The sequence below is a fragment of the Membranihabitans maritimus genome (assembly GCF_021729145.1).
Lineage (GTDB): Bacteria > Bacteroidota > Bacteroidia > Chitinophagales > Saprospiraceae > Membranihabitans > Membranihabitans maritimus.
In genome coordinates, this window is the sequence record NZ_JAJSLW010000008.1 from 269,944 (window position 1) to 284,423 (window position 14,480).

General features: G+C 40.4%; 8 protein-coding genes. 7 read left to right on the top strand and 1 reads right to left on the bottom strand.

Annotated elements, in window-relative coordinates; genetic code table 11:
- Positions 1-400 precede the first annotated feature (400 nt).
- The 7 genes from LVD47_RS11825 (at position 401) to LVD47_RS11855 (ending at position 12,686) form a co-directional block, all read left to right on the top strand.
- Positions 401-3,883, top strand: coding sequence for a PVC-type heme-binding CxxCH protein (locus tag LVD47_RS11825; protein WP_236976187.1), 3,483 nt, complete (start codon positions 401-403; stop codon positions 3,881-3,883).
- An 18-nt stretch (positions 3,884-3,901) separates the two neighbouring features.
- Complete coding sequence (locus LVD47_RS11830; protein WP_236976189.1) at positions 3,902-4,630, top strand: ThuA domain-containing protein; 729 nt, start codon at positions 3,902-3,904, stop codon at positions 4,628-4,630.
- Positions 4,631-4,661: 31 nt separating this feature from the next.
- Positions 4,662-5,774, top strand: coding sequence for a Gfo/Idh/MocA family protein (locus LVD47_RS11835; protein WP_236976191.1), 1,113 nt, complete (start codon positions 4,662-4,664; stop codon positions 5,772-5,774).
- A 280-nt stretch (positions 5,775-6,054) separates the two neighbouring features.
- Positions 6,055-6,924 carry a sugar phosphate isomerase/epimerase family protein gene (locus tag LVD47_RS11840; protein ID WP_236976193.1) on the top strand — a complete coding sequence of 290 codons (870 nt, stop codon included), beginning with the start codon at positions 6,055-6,057 and terminating at the stop codon, positions 6,922-6,924.
- 1,199 nt (positions 6,925-8,123) lie between these two features.
- Positions 8,124-8,732 (top strand): RNA polymerase sigma factor, encoded by a 609-nt coding sequence (locus LVD47_RS11845; RefSeq protein ID WP_236976196.1) that lies wholly within the window; start codon positions 8,124-8,126, stop codon positions 8,730-8,732.
- Between the two features lie 48 nt (positions 8,733-8,780).
- On the top strand, positions 8,781-8,984 hold the full coding sequence (locus LVD47_RS11850) for a hypothetical protein (RefSeq protein ID WP_236976198.1): 204 nt from the start codon (positions 8,781-8,783) through the stop codon (positions 8,982-8,984).
- Positions 8,985-9,491: 507 nt separating this feature from the next.
- On the top strand, positions 9,492-12,686 hold the full coding sequence (locus tag LVD47_RS11855) for a PVC-type heme-binding CxxCH protein (protein WP_236976200.1): 3,195 nt from the start codon (positions 9,492-9,494) through the stop codon (positions 12,684-12,686).
- 36 nt (positions 12,687-12,722) lie between these two features.
- Here the strand turns inward: LVD47_RS11855 and LVD47_RS11860 are convergent, their stop codons facing one another.
- Entirely contained in the window at positions 12,723-13,718 is a 996-nt protein-coding gene (locus LVD47_RS11860; protein WP_236976202.1) for a DUF4934 domain-containing protein, read from the bottom strand.
- Positions 13,719-14,480 lie beyond the last annotated feature (762 nt).

Below are 14,480 nucleotides of genomic sequence, written 5' to 3' on the forward strand. Positions count from 1 at the left end.
TCAACTCTTTCAGAGTTGGTGTGCAGACAGGTACCTCTTAGCACCGGGTTGCACCCGGCGTTATTGTTATTCAACTCCTTCGGAGTTTGTGGGGCATTCTGCCAAGCAGTCGTACGATATAATTTTTGTATAAAGAAAAATGTGAATTTACCTACCTTAATCACAAAGACTGGTCAGATTTCTCGGTAATTCCGGCCCGGTCAGACACCGTATGGGGAAGGGTTGAACATGGAGAAAAGATCTAATTACTTCTTCGTTTATTTGATCTGATGTTGTCATAGATGGGTGATATATGATTGATAGTAGGATATAATTTGATTATAAAAGGGCAAAATATAGCCGACTTTCGATAAAATTACGTTCTATATTTGTTGTATAATCCACAACTTATAATTTAGGGATGAATAGATTTCCATTTTTTGTTTTATTAATCTCCTTATTGTTCGTCAATTGCACGGATGACCCACCGAGAAGAGCAGAAGTCTTGTTTTTTGGTAAAGGTATTGCTGATGCTGAAAAATATGCTTCATGGATGGCTATCGAGTTGTTTAAATCCGGAGTTAATGTAACTTTTACAGGCGAAAGTGGTGATTTAAACAAAGAAAACCTGGAATTGTATGATGGATTAATTATTTATTCTACTATCGATACTCTTTCGCCGGATCAAGAAGATGCTTTGAAAGGTTTTGTTTCAGCCGGAAAAGGATTAACAGTGCTCAATATTGGTTCCAGTTGTTTTAAAAACTCGGATTGGTACGGTAATGCAGTAGGAGGAAGTGCAGTCCAGGGTGCTGAAGGAGAGATAACGGTCCACTTAGCTGATACTTCATCCCAGGTAGTAAAAGGATTCTCCGGATTTGAGACAACTGATGTTATTTATCAACACAATAATTTACAACCTGATATTACTATTTTAATAGAAAATGGGAATACAGATTCAGGGGAACCCTATGCCTGGACCCGAAAGGAAGGAAAGGGTAGAATTTTCTATACCGCGTTGGGAAGTAGCGAAATGACCTGGAAGAAATCCAATTTCCTTCACTTGCTGAGAAACGGGGTGTTTTGGACATTGGGAAGCAAAGTACAGCAATTGGTAGAGGATTTGAAAATACCCAGGGCTAGTATTTATGGAGATTCCATTGCTGACTTTACGGCCAGGCATGATGTCCCGGGAATTCAGGATCCTCAGTCCCCTGAAGAGGCTGTGAAACTCATTCAAAAACCAGTGGGTTTTGAAGTGGAATTGTTTGCATCTGAACCTGATATTGTGAATCCTATTGCGATGAACTGGGATGAAAAAGGCAGACTATGGGTAATAGAAGGATTGGATTATCCCAATGATTTTGTAGAAACGGATGGTGCCAAAAATGACCAAATCAAAATTTGTGAAGATACGAACGGTGACGGGAAAGCCGATAAATTTACGGTATTTGCTGATGAATTGAATATTGCTACCAGTCTGACTTTTGTGAACGATGGAGTACTGGTTTCTATGGCTCCCCATTTTATATATTTAAAGGATACGGATGGTGACGATGTTGCTGACCTGCGTGATACGATAATGACCGGTTGGCGAAAATTCGATACCCATGCCGGCCCTTCCCACCTGCAATATAGTTTTGATAATAAGATATGGGGGGTGACCGGATATTCCGGATTTGATGGATATATCAATGGTAAACGCCAAATTTTTGGACAGGGTTTGTATCGGTTCAATCCCGATGGCTCGGATTTTGAATATTTGGCAACTACCAGCAATAATACCTGGGGGTTGGGAATGACGGAGGACAACAATGTATTTATTTCTACGGCTAATAATACACATAGCGCTTTTTATTCAATGCCGGAATGGATGACCCAGCGAAGGATCAGAGACGAGGATAAGAAATTTGAAGTTAATGCCATCCAAAAAATTGATGGACATTACAATGCACATCCTCTTACGCCAAATTTGAGGCAGGTCGATGTGGTAGGGGGTTTTACCTCAGCGGCCGGGCATCAATTCTACACGGCGAGAAATTTCCCGGAAGAATATTGGAACCGGATAGCGTTTGTTGCCGAACCTACAATTCGATTGGTACATAATGCTATATTAGAAGCTGATGGTGCGGGGTTTGCCGAATCCGACGGTTGGAATTTTATGGCAAGTTCCGATGAATGGTTTGGCCCGGTTCAGGCGAAAGTTGGACCTGATGGGGCGGTTTGGGTAGTGGATTGGTATAACTTTATCATACAACACAATGTTTTTGTTCCCCGACAAGCGCCCTCAGAGAAGGTACTGCCTTTCAAAGACCAGCCGCATGGTGAAGGGAATGCCTTTGAAAGTGAACTCAGGGACAAAATGCATGGTCGTATTTACAGGCTTGTATACAAAGGAGGGGGCGAAAGTCAGGGATTTGAATTATCTAAAGATGATGTTCCGGGACTTTTGAAGGCATTGAAAAGTGATAACAAATTTTGGCGGACCCATGCCCAGAGACTACTGGTAGAGCGAAAGAATAAAGATGTTGTGAGCGACCTCATCAAAATTGTTGATGATCAATCGGTTGATGCTATAGCGTTAAATGCACCTGCTATTCACGCTTTGTGGACAATGAAAGGGCTGAATGCTATACATGGGCATGAAAAAGCTCTACAATCTGTAATAAAAAGCCTGGATCATCCTTCTCCCGGTGTCCGGAAGGCAGCTATCCAGGTATTGCCTGCAAATGAAGCTTTGATAAGTGATATCAAACAGAGCAACATAATACATGATCCCCATCTTAATACCCGATTAGCAGCTTTTGTCAAGCTCGCTGAATTCCCTTCGTCTTCGGAAATAGTTGACTTGTTGATAGAAGCAACGGACAATATAGAAAATGCCAATGACCGTTGGCTGGCCCAAGCTTTAATTGGTGCTATTGCCAGCCATGAGGAAATGTTTTATATCCAATCAGAAGGCAAGATGTTTAGCTCTTTTGGAAACCTTATTTTGGAATCCCTCGGAAAAGAAGAATACATTTTGGGAAGAAGGTCCCGACTGCAGTTTTCTCCTGATGTCTCAAACAAAGGAATTGTGATTGAAACTATGATAAGTAGAAATGATGGAAAAGACTACAACGGTTTAATAGCAGCTCAAGGAAATAAAAAAGAGGGGTATATTCTCTATGCTGAGAATGATCGAATTTTCTTTAATGTCTATCGCGGTTCCGAATTGTTTTCAGTCTCTGACCGATTGAGAGGAAAACGAGACTACCTGGTAGAAGCTACGCTTTCAAAGGATTCAAAATTATTGCTGAAAATTAATAATAAAATAGTAGATGAAAATGAGGGGCCTGCTGTATTTAAAACGCCTCTTGCCGGATATTTGAGGACAGGACAAGAATTGAATATTGATAATAAGTTTTTGGAAGGACAATCCGAATTTACCGGGAATATGGGAAATGTCAAAGTAAAATTGGTAAGAGGAGAATATAAACATCCGGGAGATGCTGTGAATGAAGATGGAGGAGCTACCGTGAGTTCAGATCAAACGATCGTGATTAAAACGGTAAAAGATTTAATGCAATATGATAAGAAGGAAATTACTGTAAAAGCAGGAAGCCGGGTAACATTAATTGTAGAAAATCCCGATGCTATGCCCCACAACCTTTTGATCATTGAACCCGGGACACTGGAAATTGTCGGGAAGGCCGCAGATGAAATGCTAAAATATTCAGGAGCAGCAGAGAAAGAATATATTCCGGATGTCGATGAAGTAATGTACCATACACCATTATTACAGCCGGGGGACAGTTATTCCCTTACATTCGATGTGCCTGATAAAACGGGGAATTACCCATATGTATGTACTTTTCCGGGACATTGGCGTGGAATGAACGGTGTAATGAAAGTTATTAATTAAAGATTTTAAATGGATGGTATGGTAAATAGAAAATTGATATTGAGTTTATTTGTCTGTAGTTTTTTATCTGCAGTTATGGGGTTATATCCCACTGTCGCCAGTGCTCAAAAGACAGCTAATATATTATTGGTAGGGGGAGGGGCTTCCCATGATTTTGACCGGTGGTATCGTCAGGAAGATGCAAAAACGATAGAATCTCTGCATTCCTTTCAAGTGCAATATACTGATCATGTGGATTCGATTCCTTTTTACTTAAAACACTCAGATGTCCTTATTTTAAGTAATAATCAACCGATCGGGGACGAGGGGAAAAAAGCCATAACCCGTTTTGTGGAAAAAGGGAACGGGTTGCTTCTATTACATCCCGGATTGTGGTACAACTGGGCGGATTGGCCGGAATACAATCTTAATTATGCCGGGGGTGGAAGCAAAAGCCACGAGGAATACAGGGTATTCAAGAATTGTGTAGTTAATTCTACGCACCCTATCACCAAAGATGTCCCATTGACCTTTGAATTAGCGGATGAATTGTACAGATATATGCCTGACCCGGAAGCCAGGGGAATTGAAGTATTGGCTATTGGTATGTCCATGCACACGGATGAATTTTATCCTGTAGTATTTACGGTTAAACATCCGAAAGCAAGAATTGCAGGAATTAGTCTTGGGCACGATGAAAAAAGCCACACAAGGGATGAATATAAAACCTTATTAACTAATGCGGTTCGCTGGGTATCCGAAAACTAATTTTGATTTAATTGTAAAATAGAACTTTGGAATGAAGAAAATTACGGTAGTTATTATTGGGATGGGATTTGGAAAAGAGTTTATACCTATTTATCAAAAACATCCGAATATTGAAAGAGTGGGCATATGTACACGGAATGAAAATACGGTTCGGGAATTGAAGAATAAGTTTGGACTGGATGATGATTTGTGTTTTACAGACTTTGAAAAAGTACCGGAAAGGGATGATGTAGATGCTATTCACGTAGTGACACCTGTACCCGACCATGCCCGAATGACCCTGGCTTCTTTGAACGCGGGGAAACACACTGCCTGTACCATTCCTATGGCTATGACGAGAGAGGATTGTGAAGCCATTGTAGAAGCGAAGAGAAAGTCCGGGAAAGTATATATGATGATGGAAACAGCTATTTATACCCGGGAATTTCTGTATGGATTAAATTTAGTAAAATCGGGTAAATTAGGGAGAATTCAATTTGTCCGTGGATCCCATATCCAGGACATGAGTATGGATGGTTGGGCAGATTACTGGAAGGGATACCCTCCTATGCTCAATGGGACCCATGCGATTTCCCCGCTTTTGAAAATAAATGATACTATTGCCGAAACGGTGGTTTGCCACGGTTCCGGAAAGTTGACTAATGATCTGGCTGAGCGCTACGGATCCCCATTTGCAGTGGAAACAGCTACATTTACATTGAAAGGTACGGATGTAGTGGCAGAAGCTACACGCTCTCTTTTTGATGTAGTCAGACAGTACAGGGAAAGCTACGATGTTTACGGTACAAAAATGTCTTTTGAGTGGGAGCAATTACAGGATGAACACCATGTTGTCTTTGATGGTGGAGAAAATGCATTTCGGATAGATGTACCGGATACGGATGAATTGTTAATTGAAGAAATAGCAAGTTTTACCAAGCGCGAAAAAATAGATGATCCGAATCACGTTTCTTTTTTACAGGGAGCGGGGCACGGTGGATCCCATCCGCACCTGGTTCAGGAGTTCATAGCGGCTATTGTAGAAGGCAGGGATTCTGCTGTGGATGCGCCATTGGCGGCTAACTATACCTGTGCCGGAATTTGTGCCCATGAATCGGCGATGAAAGGGGGAGTACGGATTGAGGTGCCGAATTTTGGGTTGTAGGAAAGACCGATATGTTTCCACTTTATCGTGTCAAAACACTAGTGCACCGTTTCTTAAATAAAGTATGTTATGGATTTCCAGGTTCATGTCAGGTCTCCTGACAAAACCCTGGTATAAGGAATAACTTTTACAATTTATAACTTGCAGTGCCAGGGCTTCATTTTCTAAATTTTTCTGTTCCGTATATTCATTCAGACCGTCTGTAAATAGGTACTTAGGAAGGTGATACCAGATCCCGGCAAAGAAGAAAATTGACAATTAAAAATAAAGAACCAAACTTATGCAACTCGGAATTAGTACATTCGTCTGGACTTCACCATTTTCAACCCAATCTTTTGATGTATTATATAAAGCCAAAGACATCGGATATGATATTATAGAGATTGCTGTGGAAGACCGGAATTTGATCGACTGGGTACAATTGAAGAAAACATGTTTGGATTTAGAGTTAAAAATTTCTGTTAGCGGAGCCTTTGGAGAAAGCCGTGATATATCCAGTGATCAATCTGAATTTCGTTCCGGAGGATTAGATTATATAATCGATTGCCTGGAATTGGCGAGTGAAATGGAAAGCCCGGTGTTTGGCGGGCCTCTTTATTCTGCGGTTGGTAAAACCCGATTAGTATCCCCTGAACAAAAAGAACGAGAAAGACAGTGGTGCCTGGAAAATCTCCATATAGCGGCAATAAGGGCAAAAGATCTTGGAGTTGTTTTAGCACTGGAGCCTCTCAATCGATTCGAAACCGATATGGTCAATACGGTGGATCAGGCCTTAGAATTAACAAAAGAAATTGGGAGTGATTATCTGAAAATTCTATTAGATACTTTTCACAGTAATATTGAAGAAAAGGATATTCCGGGCTGTATTGAAAAATTGGATGGTGAGTTGGTTCACATCCAGGCCAATGAAAATGACCGGGGTACGCCCGGCACCGGGCATTTGGACTGGGAAGGTATATTCGAAGCACTGAAAAAAATTAATTATAATGGAGCGCTCGTGATAGAAACTTTCGGGGCGCCTTCCAAAGAATTGGCCCGGGCAGCGAGTATATGGCGGCCATTGGCCGGAAGTCCTGATGAATTGGCTAGTGATGGTTATCATTTCCTAACCCGTTTTATTCACGATAGGTCCATTTTACAAGGCGGGTGATAATTATCATTTAGTAAATAAAATAAAAAATTCACGTGGGTAGTTTAGTATGCCTTTTGTCAACTCGGTTTGAGGTACTCTTGATTTTTTTTCTGTCATTTGCCGGATGGAAATGGAAAGGTGATTTTAATTCAATGACTTTAAAGGAAACTTTTACAAATAAATAGGTCTTTGTACTATACTAAATATAATGTATGTTTCATTAAAGTGCTAAACAGGGATCAGCTGAAGTTGCGTAATGCCAATTAGATTATAGGGTGCAGTATAATCTTGAATTGGATTTTCTGAGGGAATGAGGCAAAAAACGTAGTCATACCAGAGCTACCATGAGGCTTTTTAACGAAGATATTGCTGAAAAGACTTTTAATTTAAATATCATTTTATAGTTCATTTGGTACAATGTTTACCCTATAGCGAGGGCACCTCCTACTTTACTTGCGTGCTGTTGAATTTCATGTTTGTACAGACCTTTCTTCTTCCCGGCAGGTAAATATTCGGGTGTTCCTTGTAACGACTTAAGGGGGAATGACAATAACATAACCTGAGTTCGATAGAGAAAAATGAGCTCTGGAGTGCCTGTTCCGACATGAAATTGTCGGGAAGCGAAATATAGTTAACCCTGGGTGCCAACCCTGGGTGGAAATCAAGGTAGAACGATGATTCTTGCATTGATTTGCACGAAGTCCTCATAGGGATGATTTTGCCAGATGCCTTGGGCATTTCATTTTTCGATAAAATAATGATAGAATTAATTATTCGTCGAGCTCACGTTAACCTAAGGTCTTCATTTCGTGAAAATTTGGAAAAAGATCTGTATAAGTTCTACAATTAAGTTTAATATTTATCTGTTACATTTTTCTTTACATTTAGAAAATTACAATTTTATAATTGAACCATAGGACGGGGTATATAATAATTCATTTATTCTCAAATCCTTTTCAATGGTAATACCAACGCAATTTTTGATTGATATGAGCTTATAAGTTTTGTATTTTAACAGGTTGTAAAAGCACGAATACTAAATAAAATTTTAACATAAATAGGAAACCATAGGTAGGTTTCAGGTTTGGGAATTTATAATTTAGATGTAATATTATTTTACTAATTGCGTATTGAATACGTATATTATTTTAGTTTGTGTGTTTTTTTGACTCTTTGTTCTTGATGGAAGATTATATGAAGTAAAGGAATAGGATACTTTGAATAAGAAAGGATCGCATACAGAGTGCAGTGAATTTTCTTTGTTGGAGAGAATAGCCAATGGAGATAAGGAGGCTTTTACTTTCCTGTATTCGAAGTATGCTTCGTCTCTATATACCTTTATTCTCCCCTTTGTAAGGCATTCAAAACCCGAAGCTGAGGAAGTGATTCAGGAGGTATTTATGAAATTATGGCATCGGAGGGAGAAAGTTATTCATATTCGTTCAGTAGAGTCATACCTTTTTCGAATGGCAAAAAATAAATTATTTGACCTCCATAAACAACGACAAGCGCGAAACCAGGTTAATGGAGGTTTGGATATTGAAGAGAGACATAATTCTGCGCATGAAGATTTTGTATTTGAAGAGTATTACGAATCGGCCCAGGAGATCATTGAAAGATTGACACCACAGAGGAAAAGAATATTCCTGATGCGTACACAAAAAGAGATGCCAATAGCTGATATTGCCCTTTCGCTAAAAATATCACAATCTGCAGTAAAAAAACAATTATATGAGTCTATAAGAATGGTAAAACAACAACTCTATAATGAGCACGGCTGGCCTATGATGTGGTGGATATGGTTTTTGGTTTACGCGGTTTTGTAATTTGAGTTATTTATTAGTATATATATAAAAGAATAATAAATTGGAATTATGACGGAGAGATCTTTAATCGTGACGTCGAAAAGCGAAAAAGAATTTTCCTTCTTGAAGGAGCTTTTAGAAAAACGTGGGATTGATTCGACAGAATTAAGCGATGAAGAAATAGAAGACGTAGGATTGCTTCGGGCTATGGTAAGGGAGAAGAAGGAGAACTATATACCGGAGGCAGATATCAGAAAAAATTTGGAAAGTTAAATGGAAGTTCTTTTCAAGAATGCATTTTACAAAGATACTCGAAAACTTGGCGATATCCGTACTAAAAAGCAAGTAAATAGATTGATCGATGAAGTTAAAGATGCAGCATCAATCCATGATATCTCAGGAATTACAAAATTAAAGGGATACCCATCGGCATATCGTAAACGTATTGACAATTATTGAATAGGGAGTTTTATGGAATCAGACGGTGTTATTTTTTCGCGGTGTTTGCATCGAAAGGATATTTATAAATTCTTCCCATTGTTTAAAGAAAGAATTTGTAAGTATGTTGTTGAGTTGTCAAAAAAGGTAAATGCCCGGGCGATTGAAAAAGTTTACTACATTTAGGGGTGTACTTTTTATTCCCGGAGCAGTCTTGTAGGTAAGAGCAGGTAAATAATTAGTTTGTAATTGTAATCTTTATTAAATATTTGATTTGATGTTACGACAGGACAGACAAATTTTTAACTGTTCAAGATTTCAAAATAAGCAATAGCAATAAAAATGACAAAACCTGATAACACCACTTTGCACGAACTTTTAAAAGGGTTGGGATTAATACTTTTTTTGTTTACCGTTTTTAATTGTACTCCGACGGAACATAACGGATCTGCTGTAAAAGTGAAAAAAGATTCCCGCATTATTCTTCTCGGCAATAACCTTGGCTCCAGAATGCTGAATTTTGGAACTTTTGAGACAGAAATGTATATGCGATATCCGGATAGTAATTTAATGATTCGAAACATGTGTGATCCGGGCAATACGCCTGGGTTTCGTCCCCATTCCAGCAGAAACTCCCCCTGGGCATTTCCCGGAGCTGAGGAATTTCAAACGGAATTAGCCAACCCTTCCGGTAGTACCGGACATTTCGAAACACCGGATGAGTGGATGACTCGATTGGAAACAGATATTATTATTGCCTTTTTCGGGTATAGCGAATCTTTTGAGGGACAGGATGGATTAGAAAATTACAAAGCCGAACTGGATGCTTTTGTAAGCCACACCCTCAGTCAAAAATACAATGGTAAAGATACGGTACAATTAGTATTGGTTTCACCGATCGCTTTCGAAGACCTTTCGGATGATATGGATGTGCCGAATGGAGAGGAAGAGAATAAAAACCTTTCCATGTATACGGAAGCTATGAAGGAGGTAGCCCAAAATCATAATCTATTATTTGTCGATGCTTTTGCACCTTCACAAGATTGGTATAACAATAGCGCAGAACCCTTGACTATAGACGGGTCTCAATTGAATGCCGAAGGGTATAATAAATTGGGTAAATATTTGGCTGACCAAATTTTCGGAGAAAAGGTATCTGCTATTGAGGGTCGCAGGAATTTAGTCCACAAAGCCGTAATGGAAAAGAACTGGATGTGGCATAACGATTATAAAATACCCAATGGTGTACATGCCTATGGAAGAAGGTACAATCCCTTTGGACCTGATAATTACCCGTACGAAATTGCAAAAATCAGGGAAATGACCTCCATTCGGGATACCGCTATATGGATGGCTGCTTCTAAAGGGGAAAAAATGGACCTTGCAACGGCAGATAAAAAAACCGATACCTTACCGGATGTGGAAACCAATTATCGGCCCAGTAGAAAAAATGGTACTGTAGAATACTTGTACGGTGAGGATGCACTTGAAAAAGTGCATGTTCCCGAGGGCTACAAAATAGAACTATTTGCTTCGGAAGAGGAATTTTCGGAATTAGCCAATCCGGTACAGATGTCCTTTGACAACAAAGGGCGCCTATGGGTAGCTACTATGCCGAGTTATCCACATTATAAGCCCGGGGACCAAAAGCCAAATGACAAACTCATTATTCTGGAAGATACGGACAACGACGGTAAGGCCGATAACCAAATTGTCTTTGCAGATAGTTTACACCTTCCGGTCGGATTTGAATTGGCACCGGAAGGAGTGTACATATCCCAGGGAACCAATATGAAACTGTTAATGGATACCGATGGTGATGACCATGCGGATAAAGAGGAAATTTTATTGAGTGGTTTTGACGATCACGATACCCACCATGCCCATAGTGCATATACTGCTGACCCATCGGGTGCTATTTATATGGGGGAGGGTGTATTCTTGCACACAAATGTAGAGACATCATATGGTACGGTAAGGGGTACAAACGGAGGATTTTACCGGTTCAATCCGCAGCGAAGAAGGTTGGAAAGGACGGCTCAATTGCCGATTCCCAATCCATGGGGAATTGCATTTGACCGGTGGGGACAGAATTTCTTTGCGCATACTTCCGGGCCGGATGTTCGGTGGATGATGCCGGGCACGGTGTTGCCGTATTACGGCGAGGCCAACCACAATTCGTACAACCTGATTGAGGAGGCACACAGAGTGCGGCCTACCTCCGGCCTGGAATTCGTATCCAGCCGGCATTTCCCGGACGAAGTACAGGGCGACCTTTTGATAAATAATACGATTGGGTTCCTGGGTATGAAACAGCATGTGATGGAAGACGACGGTACGGGCTATGTAAGCCATCACAGGGTGGATCTCGTAAAAGGTGATGACGGTAATTTCCGGCCGGTAGATATGGAATTCGCCCCGGACGGATCACTGTATTTTATTGATTGGCACAATGTCCTTATAGGACACATGCAGCACAATGCGAGGGACCCTCTCCGCGACCATTCCCACGGAAGGGTGTACAGAGTGACATATCCGTCGCGACCTCTGGTGGAGCCTGCAGAAGTTGACGGCGCGAGTATTCAGGTGTTATTGGATAATTTGAAGTTGCCGGAATACCGGACCCGGTACCGTACCAGGCGGGAACTCCGTGGACGAGATGCCTCGGAAGTTTTACCCGCATTGAAGGAGTGGGTGTCAAACCTGGATACTTCCGATCCCAATTACGAACACCAGGTATTGGAAGCTTTATGGGTTTCCTGGGGATTGAATAAAGTGGATAAGGATTTATTAGTCCGGATGCTAAACGCCGAAGATTATCACGCCAGGGCTGCCGCTGTCAGGGTATTGAGATATACAGGGCACCAGGTAGACAATCAAACGGAATTAATGACAGAAGCGGCTAGGGACGAACACGGTAGGGTTCGCCTGGAAGCCATCGTCGCAGCTTCGTGGATGGAGCCGGAAGAAGGAAATAAGGTACTTGATGTTGCCGGGCAACAACCCATGGACAAATGGATTATTCACAGTTATGAGACGGCAGTAGCCCACTTGAATGGGGAGTCTGTAGAGAGTCGTAAAAAGGGTAAGGAAGAATCCATTGTCCCGGAGCGGTTAAATGAAGAAGAAGGAGAATTATTTACGCTGGGTAAGGAAATTTATTCCAGGGATGGATTTTGCATTACCTGCCACCAGGAAGATGGAAACGGGCTGGAGACATCGGGTTTCCCGCCGCTTTCGGGAACCAAATGGGTACAGGAAAGCGAAGAACGATTGGTGAAGATCATTCTCAAGGGAATGATGGGGCCGATCGAAGTGAAGGGAAAGAGCTATCCCGGACAAGTTCCTATGACTCCGTTCGAAGGAATGTTATCTGACAAAGAAGTAGCAGCGGTAGCCACCTATGTTCGAAATTCTTTCGGAAACGAATCCTCTGTCGTGACCCCTGAGTTGGTTGAGAAAGTTCGGGAAAGTGTCGAGAATAAACAAGGGTTTTATTCCTCGGAAGACTTATTAAAAGAGCATCCGATGGAATAGAGGGATAAGGAGGAAAGGTAGGAGTAATAGTTTACGTTATTTTAATTGTGCAATCATTATCACATTATTCATGTTTTCATTGCCATTGGTGACGATATCCAATAGACCGGTATGGGTACAGTCCCCGAAATAGTTTTCGCGGTGGTTTTTCAGGTCATTTATTTGCTGAAAACTAACATTGGATACGAAATAGTCACCTTCGGATCGAAATTTGGGAACGAAAGGCAGGCCGTAATCGATATCATTTTCAAATGCATATATGATTCCCAGGTATCCTCCTTCTTCGAATACGAACTTTTTGATATGGCCTGTTTCTTTATCCATTATGAAGTGGTATAATTTACCGTCGTATAACGAGGATAAATAAAAGCTGGAATAGAAATCGAATAATGATATCACATCTCCTTCTTGCGTATCAATAGTTAATTGTGCATATTCTGTACCCTGTTTTTCCTTCTTTAGTAGTTTGTCATATTTGAAAGACCAGTATTGAAGGTCTCCGAAACGATCCCGATAGAAAGAAATATTTGTTGTACTAGGCAAACCTCTGATTTTTTCTTCAGAGGATAATAGTTCTTTAAATGTTGTATCCTCTAAAAATAGTTCATTAGTGGTTAAATTTTTTCCAAAGTGAAAATCGTTGTTTCCATAGTCTGGGAAGGGATAAACTACTAATAGGTCATCGTTTTCAGAATAACTGAATTGCATACTGGACGCAGGGATTTTTATTTCGCTTTGTAAGGTGCCATTGACATGATACTCTATATATTTGGAATTGTCTATGTCAATAAGGCCGATGGTAGAATCGTTTTTGAAATTAAAATTAGATAGAAATGTATACTCCCCGGCTCCTTTACCGTACTTGTCAATTTTGGAATAGAAATCTCCGGAACGCGTGAAAACCCAGATCTTTTTATCTGCGTATGCGGCGATGAAATGGTCATTAATTTTTAAATTCTCCACGCGGGCCATCAAGGTGGAATCACCTGATTCCAATGCTACATATTCCACCTCTTCGAAATAATCCGACATAAATAATGTATCATTTCCTTTTCGGTCATATAGGGTAGAGTTGAGGGTGATGGAATGGGGCTTATACCGAATAGATTATAGGGTGCAGCATAAACTTGAAATGGATTTTCTGTGAGAGTGAGGCAAGAAACGTAGTCATAGCGGGGCTAAGACGAGGCTTTTTAACGAAACTATCGCAGAAAAGACTTCAATTTAAATAGCATTTTATAGTCTATTTGGTATTATTACTTATGTCTTCATTTTTTTCCGAGGAGCAAGCGGTTAGGAACAATAAAGAAAACAGGAAAGGCGTCGCGGGCAGGAACGTATTCATGGTGGATAGGTATTGTGAGCAATATAGATAGTTAAACGGCTCTTAAGGGTGTAATATTGTTATTATGAAGGGTTGATTCCATAATAAACAAATAATTGAAATATAGACTCGCGTCGCTTTAGATTGACTGCCTATTCAGGGTTCAGGCCGTGCTAGTGTGTTATCAACAAGCACAAAATCTTGTAATAGTGTGGCGGGTGATCCCGTAATCATACGGGACCAGCCACGGCACAGGAAGGAACGTAAAGTGGTGGAACCATATCGTCATTAGTATAAATGTCTTTTTTCCTCTAATGGGGGTACTGGAAGAACTTGAAATTATCAAATATTTTCTTTCAATAATTATCAAAAGTCAGCCATCCCGCAGAATTGCGCATACGGACGAAGAAGAAATTAACATATAAGTTGATTAACAATATAGATAGTTGAGATTGAAGTGTTGTGAAGTT